At 45.1% G+C, this 17,986-nt stretch carries 17 protein-coding genes; 5 read left to right on the forward strand and 12 right to left on the reverse strand.

The features are described 5' to 3' along the window. Nucleotides 1–68: 68 nt before the first annotated feature. The 3 genes from soxR (at nucleotide 69) to ACLWOR_RS02070 (ending at nucleotide 3,516) form a co-directional block, all read left to right on the forward strand. Nucleotides 69–527, forward strand: a complete 459-nt coding sequence (soxR, locus tag ACLWOR_RS02060) for a redox-sensitive transcriptional activator SoxR (protein WP_413939003.1) — start codon at nucleotides 69–71, stop codon at nucleotides 525–527. Nucleotides 528–622: 95 nt separating this feature from the next. Next, nucleotides 623–1,921: an APC family permease gene (locus tag ACLWOR_RS02065; protein WP_413939004.1), complete on the forward strand. Its 1,299-nt coding sequence runs from the start codon at nucleotides 623–625 to the stop codon at nucleotides 1,919–1,921. A 71-nt stretch (nucleotides 1,922–1,992) separates the two neighbouring features. Then, complete coding sequence (locus ACLWOR_RS02070) at nucleotides 1,993–3,516, forward strand: MerR family transcriptional regulator (protein WP_413939005.1); 1,524 nt, start codon at nucleotides 1,993–1,995, stop codon at nucleotides 3,514–3,516. A gap of 21 nt (nucleotides 3,517–3,537) precedes the next feature. Here ACLWOR_RS02070 and ACLWOR_RS02075 read toward each other — a convergent pair whose 3' ends face one another. From ACLWOR_RS02075 to ACLWOR_RS02125, 11 genes are all read right to left on the reverse strand, one after another. Next, nucleotides 3,538–4,446 carry a hypothetical protein gene (locus ACLWOR_RS02075; protein ID WP_413939006.1) on the reverse strand — a complete coding sequence of 303 codons (909 nt, stop codon included), beginning with the start codon at nucleotides 4,444–4,446 and terminating at the stop codon, nucleotides 3,538–3,540. 5 nt (nucleotides 4,447–4,451) lie between these two features. Further along, complete coding sequence (locus ACLWOR_RS02080) at nucleotides 4,452–4,835, reverse strand: OsmC family protein (protein WP_413939007.1); 384 nt, start codon at nucleotides 4,833–4,835, stop codon at nucleotides 4,452–4,454. Nucleotides 4,836–4,846: 11 nt separating this feature from the next. Continuing rightward, complete coding sequence (locus ACLWOR_RS02085; RefSeq protein ID WP_413939008.1) at nucleotides 4,847–5,689, reverse strand: hypothetical protein; 843 nt, start codon at nucleotides 5,687–5,689, stop codon at nucleotides 4,847–4,849. A gap of 3 nt (nucleotides 5,690–5,692) precedes the next feature. Next, nucleotides 5,693–6,457: a hypothetical protein gene (locus ACLWOR_RS02090; RefSeq protein ID WP_413939009.1), complete on the reverse strand. Its 765-nt coding sequence runs from the start codon at nucleotides 6,455–6,457 to the stop codon at nucleotides 5,693–5,695. Between the two features lie 141 nt (nucleotides 6,458–6,598). After that, entirely contained in the window at nucleotides 6,599–7,066 is a 468-nt protein-coding gene (locus ACLWOR_RS02095; RefSeq protein WP_413939010.1) for a methylated-DNA--[protein]-cysteine S-methyltransferase, read from the reverse strand. Then, nucleotides 7,066–8,529 carry a DNA-3-methyladenine glycosylase 2 family protein gene (locus tag ACLWOR_RS02100; protein ID WP_413939011.1) on the reverse strand — a complete coding sequence of 488 codons (1,464 nt, stop codon included), beginning with the start codon at nucleotides 8,527–8,529 and terminating at the stop codon, nucleotides 7,066–7,068. The genes ACLWOR_RS02095 and ACLWOR_RS02100 overlap by 1 nt, the downstream gene beginning before the upstream one ends. 86 nt (nucleotides 8,530–8,615) lie before the next feature. Continuing rightward, a complete protein-coding gene (locus ACLWOR_RS02105; protein WP_413939012.1) occupies nucleotides 8,616–10,106 on the reverse strand; it encodes a chemotaxis protein CheW in 1,491 nt (496 codons plus the stop codon). Between the two features lie 8 nt (nucleotides 10,107–10,114). Then, entirely contained in the window at nucleotides 10,115–10,588 is a 474-nt protein-coding gene (locus ACLWOR_RS02110; RefSeq protein ID WP_413939013.1) for a chemotaxis protein CheD, read from the reverse strand. Between the two features lie 2 nt (nucleotides 10,589–10,590). Further along, nucleotides 10,591–11,415 carry a CheR family methyltransferase gene (locus ACLWOR_RS02115; RefSeq protein ID WP_413939014.1) on the reverse strand — a complete coding sequence of 275 codons (825 nt, stop codon included), beginning with the start codon at nucleotides 11,413–11,415 and terminating at the stop codon, nucleotides 10,591–10,593. Nucleotides 11,416–11,418: 3 nt separating this feature from the next. Next, nucleotides 11,419–13,131 (reverse strand): methyl-accepting chemotaxis protein, encoded by a 1,713-nt coding sequence (locus tag ACLWOR_RS02120; protein WP_413939015.1) that lies wholly within the window; start codon nucleotides 13,129–13,131, stop codon nucleotides 11,419–11,421. 251 nt (nucleotides 13,132–13,382) lie between these two features. After that, the gene (locus tag ACLWOR_RS02125) at nucleotides 13,383–14,399 is read right to left on the reverse strand and encodes an aldo/keto reductase (RefSeq protein WP_413939016.1); all 1,017 of its coding nucleotides are present in this window, start codon (nucleotides 14,397–14,399) and stop codon (nucleotides 13,383–13,385) included. Between the two features lie 253 nt (nucleotides 14,400–14,652). Between ACLWOR_RS02125 and ACLWOR_RS02130 the strand changes: the two genes are divergently transcribed. Then, nucleotides 14,653–15,939, forward strand: a complete 1,287-nt coding sequence (locus ACLWOR_RS02130) for a hypothetical protein (protein ID WP_413939017.1) — start codon at nucleotides 14,653–14,655, stop codon at nucleotides 15,937–15,939. A gap of 59 nt (nucleotides 15,940–15,998) precedes the next feature. Here the strand turns inward: ACLWOR_RS02130 and ACLWOR_RS02135 are convergent, their stop codons facing one another. Continuing rightward, nucleotides 15,999–17,471 (reverse strand): lytic transglycosylase domain-containing protein, encoded by a 1,473-nt coding sequence (locus tag ACLWOR_RS02135; protein ID WP_413939018.1) that lies wholly within the window; start codon nucleotides 17,469–17,471, stop codon nucleotides 15,999–16,001. Between the two features lie 199 nt (nucleotides 17,472–17,670). Here ACLWOR_RS02135 and ACLWOR_RS02140 point away from each other — a divergent pair, with 199 nt between their 5' ends. After that, complete coding sequence (locus ACLWOR_RS02140; protein WP_413939019.1) at nucleotides 17,671–17,943, forward strand: hypothetical protein; 273 nt, start codon at nucleotides 17,671–17,673, stop codon at nucleotides 17,941–17,943. Nucleotides 17,944–17,986 lie beyond the last annotated feature (43 nt).

Here is a 17,986-nt window from a genome sequence, read left to right on the forward strand (position 1 = left end):
TCGAAAGCTCCTTGTCTATTCTTTGGAGGCAGTCTAATATCTCAAGTTAACTTGAGGTCAAGGCATTTATGAAAAAGTCCAATAACGAATCAGAAGCCGTTAAAAGCACTCTTTCCGTTGGGGAAGTTGCAGCGCGCGCCGGTGTTGCCGTGTCGGCTCTGCATTTTTATGAAGAAAAAGGTTTGATTGCGAGTGAACGCAATTCAGGAAATCAAAGACGTTATCCCCGCGGAGTTTTGCGCGTGATTTCTTTGATCAAGGTGGCGCAGCGTTTGGGATTTTCGCTTGAAAAAATCAAAGACACTTTTGCTGAGTTACCAACGGATCATCAACCATCCAACGCCGATTGGAATCGCCTAGCAAAAAAATGGCAGACGCACTTGGATGAACAAATTGAATTATTGACGAAGCTCAAGACACAACTCAATAGTTGTATTGGGTGCGGATGCTTATCGATGAAGGACTGCCCACTTCGCAATCCTGACGACAAGCTTGCGAAAAAGGGACCAGGGCCTCAATTGCTTTAAGAAGTTGTGTCAACGGATGCGCCACCAGTCTGCAATCTCGCATTGAGAGCAATTCTCTCTGGTGATTTCGAGGAACACAAAAGAAAATGACGTCAGTGGAGAATACAAAAGGCTTAAAAAAATCGTTGGGTTTGGTTCAGCTAACCTACTATGCCACGGGAATGATTCTGGGCGCCGGAATCTATTCAATTATTGGTAAAGCCGCAGGCGTTGCCGGAGCGGGACTCTGGCTGAGTTTTATCATTGCGGGGATCAGTGCACTTCTCACCGCCCTCTCCTATGCGGAGTTAGCAACATTGTATCCCAAAGCAGGCGCAGAATATGTTTACCTCAAAAATATTTTTCCAAACTTTCGTTTTTTGTCTTTTTTATGTGGAACCCTGATGGTTTTTGCGGCGGTTGCGACGTCAGCCACTGTGGCACTTTCCTTTGCCGGATATCTGGATCATTTTCTCAATATTCCGCACTTCTGGGTGGCAGCGGGTCTTCTTTTGCTTTTTACACTTATTAATATTTTAGGCGTTCGAGAAGCGGCGTGGATGAATATCCTATTTACGTCGATAGAAACTATCGGGTTGCTTATTTTTATTTATATTGGTTTGCAAAAGCCAGAGTTTGGTGAAGTTCTTTCCTCCCCCCTGAACTGGACAGTGGTCTCGGGGGCGAGTTTGATTTTTTTCGCGTACCTGGGATTTGAGAACATGGTGAATCTCGCTGAGGAAGCAAAAGATCCGAGTCGAAATATTCCTCGCGCCATTATTATCAGCATTGTTTTTACCACCGTCGTGTATATTTTCGTAGGCCTCGCCGCTTTGGCGCTTATGAGCCCGCAAGAATTAGGAAAGTCTTCTGCAGTTCTGAGTGCCGCCGTCTCTAAAGAATCACCGAAAATGGCAAGTGCACTGGGTGGGATTGCTCTTTTTGCGACAGGAAATACGGTGATGATCGCCCTCCTTGCTGGCAGTCGTATTTTGCTGGGCATGTCGCGTGGCCGAGATCTCTCAGCGGTTTTTCAAAAGATTTTACCGAAACGACAAACGCCGTGGCTGGCCTCTATTTTTATCTTTTTGTTATCGTGTGGATTTTTATTGCTAGAAAGAATTGAGCTCGTCGCGAGTATTTCGTCGCTGGTTACAATAATAGTTTTTATTGTAATTAATTTCGCAGTTATTTATTTACGAAGAACGCAGCCTCAACTCAAGCGTCCCTTTCAAGTGCCAGTGAACATCGCAGGTTGGCCGGTACTCCCTTTTATGGCTCTTGCCATGTCGGTCATTTTTATTTTTCATTTTGAGTCCCAGGTTTACACAATCTCCGCAGGAATCATTATATTCATTCTGATCATTTACTTCCTGCGACGCAAAACCAACATGCCGCAGCAGGGCCTCTCTTAAATTGCAGCTCACGGTCTTGACCTTGCCGTTACGTCAAACCCTATGGTGGAGTGAACGGAAAGGACTCCTTCATGCTTTCAATCAGCCATCTTGCGAAACTAGCTAACGTCTCTGCACGCACGCTCCGCTATTATGAATCCATCGGACTCATCGATTCGGGCTCTCGTGGAGAGAATAACTATCGCTATTATGGCACTCACCTTGTCGACAGGGTGAAAAAGATCAAAGACCTGCAGGATTTGGGATTTAGTTTAGAAGAGATCAAAACCATCCTTCAAGTTTCTCAAAGCGGCTTTGCGCAAAGCTTGCAGCGAAAACTCGATGAAGTCGATACTGAGATCTTGGCGCTGCGCGAACGTCACACAAAACTAAAAAACCTCCTTTCCGTTTCGCAAAAAATCGATTCCGGAAAATCGATCAATGAAACAGAAAGGAAAGAATATATGGAAGCTATTCACGAAGAAGTTTTGGAGAATTTGAAAACCAAACACGGTACACTTTCCCCGACTCATCTAAATTACTTAAAGCGCGATCAATTATTGAGAACTCCCGAGCAAAGAGAATTTGTCGTGGCCCTCATGAAATGCATTGATTTAGCGAAGCAAAAAAAACTTCGGCTAGGTCCCTCGCGCGGCAGCTCATCGGCGAGCTTGGTGCTGTATGCTTTGGGATTAAATGATTTTGATCCCACTCAACACGGCCTCGTGCCAGAGCGTCTATTAACTCAGGCTCCGAATATTCATATCGACGTTGAATACGAAAGAGGTCAGGAGTTTGTTGATTTTTGCAGAGAAACCACTGCGAAACTTAAGTACGGGCAAATTCAGGCTTTTAAAATGCCCTTGCTTGATATTATGAACAATGTGGATGCCCGTCTTGGCAAAGCCATTCCATATCGGGAAATTCCTGACGACTCTCCAGAGATTTTGTCACTCTTTCGAAAAGGCGATATCGAAAAGATATTTCAGTTCGATTTTTCTCCAGACGCTTTGATTATGAAGTGGGAAAACTTTATCCCGGGTTATGAAGGCTCAGCAAAAATGGCAGAATATCTTCGCAATCAAAAAATCGTGAGCTTCCGAGACATCGTAAATATCACGGCTCTGTGGCGCCCCAACTGCCAAGGCATGCTCGACAGAATCGAACGCTATCGTCTTGCGAAAGAGCAGCCATTTGTCCATCCAGCGCTTGCTCCCGAGTTACAAAAGTCACTGGCTGGTAACTTTGGTGTGATTATCTATCACGAAGACATTTTGCGAATCATAGCTCATTACACAGGTTGGGACTTCGAGCGATGCAATCTCGTCCGTCGGGTTCTCTCAGATAAAGACAAACGAGAACAGCATGCAGACTTCCATGAATTCAAGAAGGCTGTACCGGCAGATATTTTCGAATTACTCATGGAAGAAAATCAATACGGATTCTGTGAACCTCACGCTATTGCATTTTCTTACTTTACCAAAGCAACGGCAGTTCTCAGAGCGTTTCATCATGATATTTATCTTGAGGAAATTGCAAGATGGGAAGACCGAAACGGTTTCCGCTGGGACGATATCGGCGTGAACTGGAAAGGCGTTTCAATTCATCAGAACTAAAGCATTTGCCGACGAGCCCCTTTAGGGAGCGAGCTTCATAAGTTCTTTAAAAAAGCTTTCAATACCTTTGATGCTTATTAGAACTGCGAGGAAATCGAAATCAAAAAGATCTTCCGTCGGAATATTGACTCCGGCCAGACGCAGATGAAAATCTGTTGTCTGGTATCGGAAACGTTCACTTAAGTTAAAGGCGATTTTGCTAATACCACGCAAGTTTTTAAGCTTCTTCGCATCAGCAGTCTCAAGACCCACAGCTCTTAACATACCTGAGAACTCAGAATCACTAATACGTTCCCTTAAGAAATTTGCATGCAAATAGGAAAGTATCATCCAATGGAACACGGTCTTTGAGCCAAACTCCTCTACTGCATTTTTTAAATGTGTGCGGTTTTCAAACTCACAGACGTAGGAGTTCAACTCGTAGAAGGATTTATGAATTGCATCACCGGTGTCCAGCACACCCATCAGTTCACAGGTGTTCGCACAGGATTCTTCTAGCAACATGCGCAGGGCAAAAAGGCGTTGGCCCTCGACACTTCCTTCCAACTTTTGCGAAGGAAGAAACTTTTCCGCCAAACTTCGAACCACCGCATGTGTCGCTTCATGAAAAACGAAATTCTTCTTAAGATTACCGTCCAGATCATCCCAAGTCAGAATATCGAGTTCTTTGGCCGTCATGGATTCAAAAGCAACCACGTTCTGCGAATAAGGTAAAACTTTGGTTTGCAGTAATTTATCAAGCTGCAAGAGAGGGAAAGTTTCATAAGCTTCATTGCGCTCGTGACTAAAGCGATAGCCCGCATCGATCGCAGCCAGACGGACGTTTTTGTAAACACGATTGTGAACCATCAAATATCCATCACCAAAGCTTTCTTTCAAGCCTTGGTCCTTGAATTTCTGATGCTGTTCCATCAACCGACTTAGTTTCATCTTATTTACACAAGGCGGGAGTTGATTTTTGCTCCCGCAGAAATGAACTTATGGATAGGGCATTTTTCTGCGATATTGAAAAGCATTTGCTTTTGTTCTTCCGTTAAGTCACCGACAAACTTCAGCTGGCGGTCGATCTCATTAGAAGCACCTTCGGCCGTGATTTCTATTTTCACGTCCGTGTACTCAAGAGGAATACCTTTGCGTTTTGCATACATTTGCACAGTGATGGCTGTGCATGCCGCCAGTGCCACCTGTAGGTAATCATGTGGATCTGGAGCGCTGTTTTGACCGCCCAGTTTTTCCGTCACATCCGTGCGAACTTTAAAATCGCCTGATGTAATTTCAAATGCAAATCCTTCAATCAACTTCGTAGAATCAATGGCCACAGCTTACCTCATTAGTACTTGGATTCTATTACAAGTGCTTGAGCGAGGGCAGCTCTTTTTGCATCAATCAACTCAACTTGGTGACGAAGATCTGCTGTTAGTTTCGGAACTTCATTCGAGAAAATTGTATTATAAGCGGCACTATAAACGCTCCCTGCACCACCTAAGATGGTACCCGCACCGAATACAAAAAGCGTATTGTGAATAGGGATTGTTTTTGAATTTACGAGCATCAAAAGGCCCGCTGCCGCCAATGTCACACCCACTGCCGACAAAGTTGCACCGCGCGTGCCGTTGGTTTTCAGAGCTTTATCAAGCTCGCCGCTCATTTCAATCAATGAACCACGTAGTTCCGTTAAAGATTGAATCATTGCCTGGATCTTCTCGGCGCGACTGCCCGTCGTAGCGACACGACAAGCACCGCTGTCTTCCAATTTCTTAGATTGCTCAACGATGCTGCGTAAATTCGCAATAGCGGCTTGGTATTCAGAAACTTTTTTGCTATCCACTTGGAAGTTGTACGCACCTAATCCCGCAGCTGCTGCCGTCACTCCTGCTGGAATAAGAGCTGCCTTAAGTCCGCTGTCCTGTCCCACAGAAAGCGTGACCAAAGCGGCTGCTACAGTCAGAGCTGTTGCGGCACCCACATTCAGTGCTCGGCCGTCTTCAACGTCTTTGAGTTCTTTGACTGCGATATCTAAAGTTTTATTCACAGCCAACAAAGATGTGCTGTCCAAACCACATTGAAGGCTTACATCATTTGTGATGGTTGCTGATTGAGCAAATGCACTTTGTACAGAAGTTTGAATCGTGAGGATCGAAAGTAGACCCGCTGCTAATTGCTTTCTTTTCATAAATTATCCTTTTTTACCTAATGAGCTTTTTAATGTTTGAATATCGTTTTGAATTTGCTCGCGAAGATCAGCGTTTGCTTCAGTTCGCAAACGGACTTCGAGGGCTGAAATAGTTTCGCGCAGAATGATATCTGCCTGTTCAAGCTGAAGCTCTACTGGAGCGCGTGACATTTCGCCTAGCACAGCCAGATCAGCTTCGACCTTTTCTGAAATAACGTTGTAGCGCTTTTTTACTTCCTTGTAGACGGAAACAGAACTCGCCAAAGTCAGTGTTCCGACTGTCAAAACACCGGCTGTTTTTGAATACGCAAATACGGCGCCGACGCCTTTAGCAGAAATTTTAGAAGTGATATATAAAACCAATGCTGCCGGTAAACGACCTGCTGAATCACTCACCATCATACTGCCGACATAGAAATTACGTTTTGCTTCCGAGTCTGGAAAGCACTCGCGCAAGGCTTGCATAAAGCCCTCCGAATTCAAACGCTCGTAAAGATACGGACTTATCCCCTTGTGACGAATCAGCTGTTCGACTTCACGTTGAAGTTCATCAGAAGGAGCAATGGATTCCTTGATGAGAGTGAATCCTTGTCCCGCCGAAATCAGGAAAGACTTCAGGTGGTCTCCCATAAATTTAAACTGAGAGCAGCTTTCTAATGTTTCTTCGTAGATACCTTGATCGATAAAATTCAGCTCTTGAGGCTGTGACCAGGCCGTCGAACCCATACTGAGCGCCAAAAAAATCGATAAAATCGAAGACCTTTTCACAAACACTCCCGAGATTCAAAAAAGGAACCTCGATGAGGCTATGCAATTTCAGGGGCCATCCGAAAGCATATGAATGGCAGCTGACTTAAAATGCTTGTTGAGTCTTTAGACAGAGGCCGTTTTTGGGGCGCAAGACCGAGCTTAAAGCTTTGATTTTACCTCAGATTCAAGACGGAGCAGATGCTGTTTAATAGGCAGTCCGCCCGCATATCCACCGAGGGTTCCATCAGAAGAAATCACGCGATGACAAGGGATCATAATCGACAAAGGATTTCGCCCGTTCGCGGTGCCCACCGCCCGAGACGCCTTGGAGTTTTCAACTTCGCACGCCAGCTCTTTATAAGAAATGGTTTTACCATAGGGAATGGCTTGCAGCTTCTTCCAAACGCGCATTTGAAATTCAGTTCCGATCGGTTCTAGAGGTACCGTGAAGTGATAACGTGACCCTTGGAAATATTCATTCAGTTCGGCCTCTGCCCATTCGATAATTTTGTTTTTTCCATTGGGAACATTTTGTTTTTTCCAAAATATCCCGCGTAACTTTTTATCGCTCGCCACCAAGTACAGCGGTCCGATAACGGATTCCATTTTAAATTGTACTAGTTCCATTATTTTTTCTTCTTTCTGTTTGCAGGAATTTTTTTGAGCTGGCCTGTGTAGTTTCGCCACAAAAGAGCCGCTGCATATCCACGCCAAGGACTTAGCTTTTCCAGAGCGGCTTCAGGATGAAGCTCAAGGGCCCGTGCCAAGATCAAATCGCTCGCAGGAAATGTATCCGTGTGACGCAAAACTTTTAAGGCCATGTATTGAGCTGTCCACAACCCAATGCCTTTGACCTTCTGAATTTTTTTAAGAAACTCATCCACGTCTTGGGTGGGATCCAGAGAAATTTCATTAGCGTAAACTGCTTGAGAAAATGCGACCAAAGTTTGTTTGCGCATTCCCGTGGTCTTCAGTGTCGTCAAGTCAGCCGAGACGATTTCTTGCGGCGTCGGAAATAATTTAACCGCACGTCCATCCACTTTAAATCCAGAATCAGATCCCGCTAGTTCAATAAGATCATGTACGAGGGCTCTTCCCCTTTCGACACTGACCAACTGTCCAAGAATGGTGGCGATCGCTGTTTCAAACGGATCCCACCCCGAAGGCAAACGAATGCCTGGGAACTTCTTTAAGATGCTTTTCAATTCTTTGTTGGTCTCAAGGCAGTTGGCCACAATCACTGGATCTGAATCCAAATCAAAAAGATTTCTCACACGCGAAATTATGGCGTGGACCTGTGAGGTGTCAGGAAAATTAATCTCTACCAAGAGAGCCGATTTTTCCGCCAGGTTTGAGATGCTCACTTGGCCCACTTGATTCCCGAGGGATACCACTCGGTGCATTTTTCCTGCTTCAAACCATTCTAAATTTCCCATCCTGTGGTTGAAGTAAGATTTCATCAGACCTTCAAAGTCAAAGGGAGGCCGATATGAGAGAGTGATCTTAAGCCCCTCCCCTTTTTCCGTTTTATTGCGACGAATGTCGCGCGGAGCTTTTTTAAAGCGTTCTTTAAAAGCATCGTTGAAGCGTCGAATCGAATCAAAGCCTGCCGCGAATGCGATTTCGGTGATAGGCATCGGAGTTTCGACAATGAGTTTTCTAGCCAGATTCAAGCGATTTTCAATTTGCAACTGCTTGGGCGTTTTTCCTATCTCTTCAACAAAAAGGCGACGCAAATGCCGCGCACTCACTCCAAAAAGACCGGCGAATTGATCTTCATCAAATTCCAAGCTGTCTCGAGAATTCAAGACCTTGACCGCCCTTTGCACAACAGCTGATTTCCCAATCCAAGCTGGCGACCTGGGTGCGCTCTCCGGACGACATCTGAGGCAAGGACGATACCCTGCCTTCTCGGCCTCGTGAGGGCTTGCGAAGAATTCGACGTTTTCTCTTTTGGGCTTGGCAGGGCAAATAGGACGACAATAGATTCCAGTGGTTTTAACCGCCACAAAGAACTTCCCGTCAAATCGGGCATCGCGTGTTCGCATTGCTTCATAGAAAATATCAGCCTTGGTCATCGAGGCCATCATAGGCCTTTTAATGACCTAAAACTAGCCATTTTCGGACATTGTCATTTCCGCAGATATTTCAAAGACATATCACCTAAGCTGAGGGCCTAGGCGACAGAGTTTTCGGTCGTTTGAGCTTCGATTTTGCGAATGAAGTCAGCGACCTCAAAAATCATCATGGTTTTCTTATTGCCCGACATATCGGTCATCTCAACGACATCTTTCATATCGCCTTGAAGAACTGTGGCTGCTCCCGCCGTGAGCATGCTTGGCATTTTAACTTTTTTAGATTCATCTAAAGTGCTAATCGATTCAACTTCATCAACCACCAAACCAAATTTCGACTGCTGGCCTTTGACGATTAAAATGCGCGAGTTCTGACGATCTGCCATAGGCTTCATACCATAAAAAGTACGAAGGTCGACCACCATCACAACTTGGCCACGCATATTGAGCATCCCTAAAACATATTCTGGGTATCCAGGAGGACGAATCAAGTCTTCACTCATTTTGGCGATTTCATCAACTGATCCCAAACGAGTTGAAAGTGGATATTCGAGTTTAAAAGAAAGATAGGGCTTTCTCTCGCTGGCACGTTGCTGAGTCTCTTGAACCGTGGCGTCTTTTTTCCCGTAAAGGCTCTCGTGGCCTTTGGTGATTTCTAAAACTTCATGATGGGAAAGCATTTTGTTTGGTTTTAAAAGCAAGACATTGCTGCGATTGTTGTGACAAAGAAGTCCCTTCATCATTTCAATCTTTTCTTGCTTAAACATCGGAATCGGTAAGATGTCATCTTCGTAGAATGTGACAATGCTATCGACCGCATCCACCAAAAATCCTACATGCACCTTCTCAAGCTTGAGAATCACAATTCTCTGCATGTCTGCGTCGACTCCGCCTTTGTCCTCGATTTTTAGAAACTTTTTAAAATCGAGAATCGGAATAATTGTTCCGCGTAAGTTCACCATGCCGATGCAGTAATCGACAGCCAATACACTTTTTTTAATTTCGGGCACTCGAATGATTTCACTGATGGAGGCGATCTCAAGTCCGAACTCCAACTCACCCGAACGAAAAGTAATACATTGCGAGCGTTTGGATTTCTTACGAGCCACTTCCACGTGACTGTCTCGGGTTTGCTCAAGGATTTGTGGGATATTTTCGACTTTCACCAATGACATCGGATCAATGATCTCGATGATTCGGTCTCCGCCGTTGAGTTTTAAAACTCCCCGGATCACAGATTTATTGCCAGGAGCCGTTTCATCAAACCATGAAATATCACTAGGTTGGACATTGAGGATTTCAGAGGTCGCATCAAAAAGAAGTCCGATGCGAACATGCTCCAAGCAAACTACAGCCACTTTTTTATTTTCGGTTAACGCATCTCCTGGCACATCCAATAGATTTGCCATATCTACGATCGGGCTGACCACACCCCGCAAATTAAAAAGACCAGTCAGATATTGAGGAGCTAGTGGAACGAGTGTGATTTTTTCGGGATAATTAACTACTTCCTGCAAAGAAGAGATAGGAATTGCGAGTTCAGTTGTTCCCAAACGGAAAGAGGCAAACATTTGCAGATGTGACGTTTTCATAAACCTTCCTAAGCAGCGCGCGGAATACGTTCCACAGTAAAATCGCCCGTACTCGTATCCAATCGCATTTTTGTCCCCTGTTCTCCGCCGGGTTCAAATGCGATGATCTTAATCTTCAGAGTCTCTAAAATTTGCTTAGCAACTCGCAGGTTTTCAGTGCCTACGATATATTTCACGTATGGTTTTTCGACATCCATCATCTGTCCGCCACCGGCAACGATTGCTTCCAGTTCTGAAATGTCCTCTTTACTGACTCCCAGTATTTCGAGCATGCGAGGAATCGCTTGTGTGACATAGCGAGCTTCCTGAGTTCTTTCCGCCGCTAATGGCTCAGGCAACAAACAGTGGGCCAGAGCAAATTTTCCGTGGCGACGCCAAATCAAAGCAATGCCCACGCAAGAGCCCAGAACGGTTTTCAAAACCTCGCCCGCATCCGCGGTTTTAATCTGGCCAATTCTGACGTGGTGCTCGATTTGATTCATGATCATCCCTTTTTATAGATTAAGGGTTGTACAAAATTAAAAGACGCCTTGAAGCGTGAAAGAGATTCCGACTCTCCCAGAATCAAAATGCCATTTTTTTTAACAGATCCATAAATATTTTGGAGAACCAACTCTTGATCGACGTCGTTAAAATAAATCAAAACATTTCGCAAAAATACTATATCGTAAAACTCAGACTTCGGCGCTCGACGATGTAAATTGTGTGTCGAGTACTCAATATTGTTCAGCAACGCTGATTGTAGTTTAGCCGAACCATCCGATTGTGTTTCAAAGAACTTAGCATAACGCTCTGGAAATTTAATTTTGAACTCGTCCATGGAACGTCCACGATAGATCCCCGACTTGGCTTTTTCTAAAACTTCCGTGGATATGTCAGAACCGTAGATACGATAGCGGAATTGAGCATTTTGAACTTTAAACTCCTCACAGCTCATCGCAATGGTGCAGGCTTCTTCACCTGAGGATGAGGCGGCTGACCAAATTCTAAGAGTCGCCCCCGGATTCTTACTGTTCCACTCCGGCAAAAACTCGTTGATAAAATAATTCCAGACAATTGGCGTGCGAAAAAAAACCGTTTCATTCGTCGTCACGACATTCACAAATTCTTGAGTTTCTTCAGAAGTATTTTGCAAATACTCTAGATATTGCTCTGGAGTTTCCAAACCAAGAACGCGAAGGCGGCGTCCGATACGACCCGACAAAAGAGTGCTTTTGCGCTCTTCCATCGTAATACCCGTATGTGTCTTTACTAAAGAGAGCAAACTCTGAAGAGTTGCTCCCTCTAGTTTTCTAGATGCTTCACCCATTTATTAAACCACAAATTTTGACACAGTTTTATTTAGCTCTTCGGCCTCATTCACCAGACCGCGAGTCGAACCTGCGATGCTCTCAGATGCTTGTGCTGATTTCTCGGATTCAGTTGCAATATGCTGAATCGCGGCGCTCACACCTTTTGCAGCATCAGACTGCTCTTCGGCTGCCACCGTGACTTCAGAAATTGATTGAGTTGTTTTCTCAATTCCCGCAACAATCTTACCGAATGCTTCCCCTGCTTGTTTTGAAATCGAGCTGCCTTGCTCGACACGTTTCACAGATTCATTGATCAGTTTAGAAATTTCTTTAGTTGCTTGAGATGAGCGTTCCGCAAGTTTACGAACCTCATCGGCAACAACTGAGAATCCCAAACCATGCTCGCCGGCGCGAGCGGCTTCGATTGCCGCATTGAACGCCAAAAGATTTGTTTGGCTCGCAATTTCGCTGATCACTTTAATGATCTCACTGATATCTTCAGATGATTTATTGATAAGCTCCATCGCCTCGATTGATTTTGCAATGGCTTGATTTCCTAGCTCGGCCTCTTTTTGCGTTACTTTCGCAAGCTCATTGGCTTTTTTCGTATTGTCGGCAATTGAAGCAATTGAAGCCGTGAACTCTTCAATCGAAGCGTTCATTTCTTCCACTGTTGCTCCCAAACTTTGTGCGCCAGAGGCTACGGAGTTCGATTGTTCGGCGATAGATTTTGAAGAATCACCAAAGTTATTTGCTGAATGCACAACTTTCGAGATCACAGAGCGCAAATCTGTCATCATACGCTTGATACCGTGAGCAAGTTGCCCAATAGCATCATTACCTGAAACCGTTACTTCGCAAGTCAAGTCACCTTCAGAGGCTTTGCTGACCGTAGCTAGTAATTGATCGACTTTCATTTGGTCTTCTTCAGCTTTACGTTTTACTGCTTGTTCAAGTTCAACTTGCGCTGTGATGTCAGACGCAAATTTTACGACTTTATAGGGTTTACCGTTCATATCCATAATTGGATTGTAGGTCGCTTGAATCCAAATGCGTTTTCCGCCAGCGCCCACGCGCAGGTAGCGTCCTGAATCGAATTCTCCGCGATTGAGTTTTTTCCAGAAGTTCTCGTACTCAGCGCTTCCACCGTATTCGCCTTCGCAGAACATACGGTGATGTTTGCCTTGGATCTCATTGATCCCATAGCCAAGAGTTTTAAGAAAATTTTCATTGGCATTGATGATAGTTCCATCCAGATTGAATTCGATCACCGCTTGAGCCTTGTTGATAGCCTGCACTTTGCCTTCGTATTCAGCTGTTGCAAGTTTCGCCGCCGTGACGTCTGTTGCAAACTTCACGACTTTATAAGGTTGCCCGTCTTCATTGAAAATTGGATTGTAAGATGCGTTGATCCAAATCTCTCGGCCGCCCTTAGCGAAACGTTTAAACTCACCTGCTACAAATTCCCCGGCAGCTAAAGTGCTCCAAAATTTTTTATACTCAAGACTGGCAGCGTATTCAGGATCACAAAACATCGCATGATGCTTGGATTGAATTTCATCCAAAGAATATCCTAAGCCTTTTAAGAAATTTTCATTCGCTGTTAGGATTGTCCCATCGAGATTGAATTCGATGACTGCTTGAACTCGGTGAAGAGCTTTGATCTCTTCTCTTAATGTATGTAAGTCATCTTGATGCGAAACTGGGTTCGACATTCTTGCTGCGACGCTCATCTGCAGTCTCCTTAGCTCTGCGGAACACGCACGTTCCGGAAACGAATGATTTTTTTTCTCAGGTATTGTTCGGAATTTTACGCGCGTTTATCGAGCATATGTAAGATATGTAATACAGATGTTATAATTCGAGACGAACGTTCGTATGGTGGCCAAAGCAGAAATGTGAGGAGGAAGGTCGAGGATTGGACGCAAAACTATTCGTGTTTCGATGGTCGGAGGTGTTCACAACCTCCGACTTTTTTCATATTTTAAGATCGACGATCTGTTTGGATGTCTTGTTGATGCCAATACGGATAAGGAAGCGAGCTATTGCTCACATCATCAAGTCGTTTCACTTGTTCTGCGGTCAAATTCCATCCAACAGCACCGAGGTTGTCACGCAACTGATCTTCGTTGCGAGCACCGATGATGATATTGGCGACGGTTGGTTTTTGTAACAACCAGTTAAGGGCCACCTGCGGAATTTTCTTACCTGTTTCTTCCGCAATTGCCGCAAGTACATCCACAACATTATATAAATACTCTTCTGAAACCGATGGTCCTGTGCCGGGAGCGTTGTGCAAGCGGCCTGAAGTCGGAACCACACCCCGGCGGATTTTGCCAGTGAGGCGGCCCCACCCAAGAGGACTCCACACCATTGCACTCACGCCTTGATCAAGCCCAAGAGGCATAAGCTCATGCTCGTAGTCTCGACCAATTAAGGAATAATACGCTTGATGAACCACGTAGCGTTCAATTCCCAAGCGATCCGATGCCGCCAGTGATTTCATAAGATGCCAGCCTGAAAAATTAGAACAGCCGATGTAACGAACCTTCCCACTTTGCACGAGGTTTTCTAAAGTTCGTAAAACTTCTTCTACCGGCGTGATGGGATCAAAGCCATGCATCTGATAGACGTCGATGTAATCTGTTTTCAGGCGTTTAAGTTGTTCCTCAACGGCATTGATCAAATGAAATCTGGAAGAGCCCACATCATTCGCACCTTGGCCGGAGCGAAACGTGGCTTTGGTAGAAATCAAAACCTGATGCCGACGTCCCTCGAGAGCTTTTCCCAAAATATCTTCGGCCGCTCCATCTGAGTAGATATCAGCACTGTCGAAAAAATTCAGTCCCGCTTCGAGACAAATATCAATTAAGCGCTTTGCTTCAGGAACATCTGTGGTCCCCCATGCTTTAAAAAACTCGTTTGTGCCACCAAAGGTGCCTGTTCCTAAACTCAGGACAGGAACTTTCAATCCTGATCTGCCTAGCTGTCTATATTCCATAACTTGAACTCCTTTTGAGTTGAACAGGCACTACAATAACTCAAAAAAAGGCGAGAGATAACACTCACTAAATCAAAACAGTTTTTCCTTCGCAGAAACAATAAAACAAACACGTAAAGATATCGTGTTCCCCGGAGTCGCTGCTCCCCGACAAAAAAAAGAGCGATTCTGTAAGAAATTTGTCTCATCGAGAGACAAAAGGCCTTAAGTCGTGACTCAACAATTCCGAAAAAACATACAAGGGGGACAAACCATGTGGAAGCAATTTCTGGCAATTCTGGCTGCGACACATTTCCTTGCACTTAACTCTTACGCTTTTGGTCCCGCCGCGATCTCACCTCTTACTCCAGATGAAGTCGCACCTGCTGGTAACGAAGACATTCCACCGGCGATCAGTGCTGCGATTGAAAAAATCGCAGCTACACCGGCAATGGTGGCCGCTGCTGGTGGCGGTGCCCAACTGATACTTCCCGAGGCCGCTCAGCTCAAGGCCGAATTTGCGACATATTCAGCAAGTCGTAAGCAATGCTTTGCCGATCAAGTCACAGCTTCAAAAATTTGTCGGTCCGAGACAAACCCCAATTTGCAAACAACGGTCATGGCAATCAATGGTCTTGTTGGCGTCGCGAGTGTGGCAATGAATGATAGCTGCTCCAAATTTAAACAAGCCATGGGTCTAGCGAACGCTGCAATGACGGCGTATACGGTCGCGTGCGGTGCTTTGAGAGTAAAATGTAACATGAGTTGTTCAACGGCGATTAAAAGTTTGATGAAGATTTTGGATATCGCTATAAAATTGAATTCTGCCGTCGGAAGTGAATCCCTCCGCTGCACACCGGGCTTAAACCCTTCAATCTGTTACGAAGCTGGAATTCAAATTGCCAAAGCGGCCCAGGAAATCATGACGGCCACAAAGCGCGATATGGCAACAACGGACAAACTGACGTTGCACGGTAAACAGAAGACCTGTGAACAATCCTACGGTATGCTCCTCGCCTCTGCCGGCGTCGGAATTATGGGAATGTTCAAAGGTCTTAAAGAAGGTAAAAACTGTGATGAGGATACAAACTCATCGGGTGGTTCTTCGACAAGCACAGCTCCAGCTGCAGGAGTGGGTACGGCAGCCTCTACGACTGCTGGAAATTCTCCAGAGTTAGCCGGTTCTGGCTCAAGTACAGGAACGACTTCAGGAACCACAACTGTTGCAACAGGAACACCATCTTCTTATTCGACATCATCTGACGGAAGAATTCCGACTTTAGTAACAGTGGATCCACCGACGACGACACCTGACACCCCGACTTCTGGAACCTCTGATTCCCTCAGCCGCGTGAAAACACAAAGCCGTGGGACGGCTTCCGAAACTCCGCCCCCAGGAAATCCAGAGTTGCGCAAGTTCCTTCCAGGAGGAACCCACGATCCAGCAGCGATGGCAGGAACAGAAAAGAAAGAAGAACATCCTGACATCACAGGTCCTGGTGGAAAATCAAACTTCCAAAAAATGCGGATCCGCTTCCGAGAGTTGGGATTAGAAGATTAGAAAAATAAAAAAGGCTTCATCAGAAGCCTTTTTTTATTCCTGAATTTTCGATATCTCTCTTAGTGACCAGGAGTGGATGCCGGATGTCTGACCTCACCCAAGATTTGTGGCTTCACTAAAAGATTTTGATAGACCTTATAGTTACGGCTGACCAAGCGAACATATTCGCGAGTTTCAGAATAAGGAATCATCTCGACAAAGAGATCAATATTATCGGTTGGATAACGTTTCTGCCACTGCTTCACCATCGCAGGACCAGCATTGTAAGCTGCGAGGGCCAATTCAACGGAGCCAAACTGCGTGATCAATTGAGCGAGGAACTTAGAGCCCGCATTGATATTGGACTCCGGAACCATCAATTCCTTCTTTTCTTTTACACCAAAGATTCTCGCTGTCGGGTAAATCAATTGCATCAGTCCAAAAGCGCGAGCACGGCTGCGTGCTGAAGGGTTAAACGCACTTTCTTGACGAATCAAAGCTTTTACCAAAACTGGATCTGCAGCTTTACTGTTATCGACAATCTCTTTCCAATAACGAATTGGGAACAAAAGACCCGCAACCGCTGGTGAAATTGTTTCTGGGTGCTCAGACAAATACTTATGCAATGTTTGGAAAACTGGAAGGTCGGCCCCACCGTAGCTCATCATAACCAGCATCGAGGTCTGGAACGGCAATGGCAGAGTACGGAATTTTTCAAAATTGATCTTCGTTGCGAGGTACTGAATCGTGCTATAGCGCTCCATCTCATAAAGCTCGATAAACGAAGCTAAGAGACGATCCCACTCCTCAGACCCACTTGTCGCAGATAAAAACCAAGCAGGCACTTCGTCATTTTCTTTGTTTTGATCACCAAGAAGAATTCCGTAGCCGCCCCAAGGGTTGCGCTCTGCCACGTCTTTAGTTCCAGAGCAAAGGCTGCGAACATAAGAGAGACGATCGCTTACGCCGCGATCCAAATTAGCAGGAAATTTTGTCAGGTACTCATTCGCCTTTGCACAATCTCCTCTTTGAATCGAAAAGATAGCCAAACGGAAAATGCTTTCATTTTTTGGATAGTCAGGACAAGTCAAAACTTTCTCGTGAAGTTCCTTTGCCAACTGCCCTGCTTCTTCAGCTGGGAAATCAAGCTCAAGAGAATACCCAAGAGATTGTGTTTCAATCACGTTGTCACATGTAAACTTCTCTACCAGCTCACGGCCCTTGCTCGTCTTCTTAGCAAAACTCCATGCACGGAACTTACGCAAGAATTGAGACTGTTGAGCTTTTTCTTTTGTCAAAGCTGGTGCCACGTATTTCTCGGCACGCAAACTGTCTGGCAATTGCGCTGCTGGATCACGCGACGTTAAACCCTCATATGCTTTCGCTGTCGTCAGTGATTTTAAATGCGTCACTGTCGGCAACGCTCCTTGCGTGAGCGCCTGCTCAAGCTCCAGCGCACCTTTCGGCACCGCTGTCACAACGGAACTAGGTTGACGTGTCTTAGTGGCACAACCAGAAGCGAATATAATTGCGAAAATAATGAGGTATTGCATATCTTTCCTATCGGAATTTCGAGTCCAAAGCTGGAATTAAAATTATCTCTTTTTTGCCTGAGATTTTCACGACTTAGAATGAGGTTACAGCTCTAAGTCGAGACTATTAATTAAGAACACGTCATTGAGACGTCTCAAATCAAGACAAGCATTTCGTGCAACAAAGAACTCAGGTAGTCTAATGACATAGGAGTGGCAAATGCGATCGACACGATTTCAACCCGACCCACTTGATCATGCGCTCATTGATTTTGGCACAGATGAGAAAAATTTTAAGCCGACTGCCGTCGGATTAATTTTAAATGAATCGTACACAGGGTGTGCATTGATCGTACACACGCAGGAAGTCTTAAAGCCGAATCAGATTATTTTATTGCAGGTGGGCCGACTGGGAGTCATGCCCGGAAAAGTGATTTGGACTAAATCCCTTGAAGATTCTATTTTGAAAGTCGGACTGCAGTTTCAAGATTAGCGCAATGCTTCTGCGGTTTTTTACCTTTTCCTCTGGCTGGAAT

It is taken from the genome of Bdellovibrio sp. HCB2-146 (genome assembly GCF_047345725.1).
In the GTDB taxonomy this organism is placed as follows: domain Bacteria; phylum Bdellovibrionota; class Bdellovibrionia; order Bdellovibrionales; family Bdellovibrionaceae; genus Bdellovibrio.

What these genes read in the sequence shown, in the direction of transcription:
- soxR (WP_413939003.1), top strand. Translation starts at nt 69, where the DNA reads ATGAAAAAGTCCAATAACGAATCAGAAGCCGTTAAAAGCACTCTTTCC.
- ACLWOR_RS02070 (WP_413939005.1), top strand. Translation starts at nt 1,993, where the DNA reads ATGCTTTCAATCAGCCATCTTGCGAAACTAGCTAACGTCTCTGCACGC.
- ACLWOR_RS02075 (WP_413939006.1), bottom strand. Translation starts at nt 4,446, where the DNA reads ATGAAACTAAGTCGGTTGATGGAACAGCATCAGAAATTCAAGGACCAA.
- ACLWOR_RS02085 (WP_413939008.1), bottom strand. Translation starts at nt 5,689, where the DNA reads ATGAAAAGAAAGCAATTAGCAGCGGGTCTACTTTCGATCCTCACGATT.
- ACLWOR_RS02095 (WP_413939010.1), bottom strand. Translation starts at nt 7,066, where the DNA reads ATGGAACTAGTACAATTTAAAATGGAATCCGTTATCGGACCGCTGTAC.
- ACLWOR_RS02100 (WP_413939011.1), bottom strand. Translation starts at nt 8,529, where the DNA reads ATGATGGCCTCGATGACCAAGGCTGATATTTTCTATGAAGCAATGCGA.
- ACLWOR_RS02105 (WP_413939012.1), bottom strand. Translation starts at nt 10,106, where the DNA reads ATGAAAACGTCACATCTGCAAATGTTTGCCTCTTTCCGTTTGGGAACA.
- ACLWOR_RS02110 (WP_413939013.1), bottom strand. Translation starts at nt 10,588, where the DNA reads ATGAATCAAATCGAGCACCACGTCAGAATTGGCCAGATTAAAACCGCG.
- ACLWOR_RS02115 (WP_413939014.1), bottom strand. Translation starts at nt 11,415, where the DNA reads ATGGGTGAAGCATCTAGAAAACTAGAGGGAGCAACTCTTCAGAGTTTG.
- ACLWOR_RS02120 (WP_413939015.1), bottom strand. Translation starts at nt 13,131, where the DNA reads ATGAGCGTCGCAGCAAGAATGTCGAACCCAGTTTCGCATCAAGATGAC.
- ACLWOR_RS02125 (WP_413939016.1), bottom strand. Translation starts at nt 14,399, where the DNA reads ATGGAATATAGACAGCTAGGCAGATCAGGATTGAAAGTTCCTGTCCTG.
- ACLWOR_RS02130 (WP_413939017.1), top strand. Translation starts at nt 14,653, where the DNA reads ATGTGGAAGCAATTTCTGGCAATTCTGGCTGCGACACATTTCCTTGCA.
- ACLWOR_RS02135 (WP_413939018.1), bottom strand. Translation starts at nt 17,471, where the DNA reads ATGCAATACCTCATTATTTTCGCAATTATATTCGCTTCTGGTTGTGCC.
- ACLWOR_RS02140 (WP_413939019.1), top strand. Translation starts at nt 17,671, where the DNA reads ATGCGATCGACACGATTTCAACCCGACCCACTTGATCATGCGCTCATT.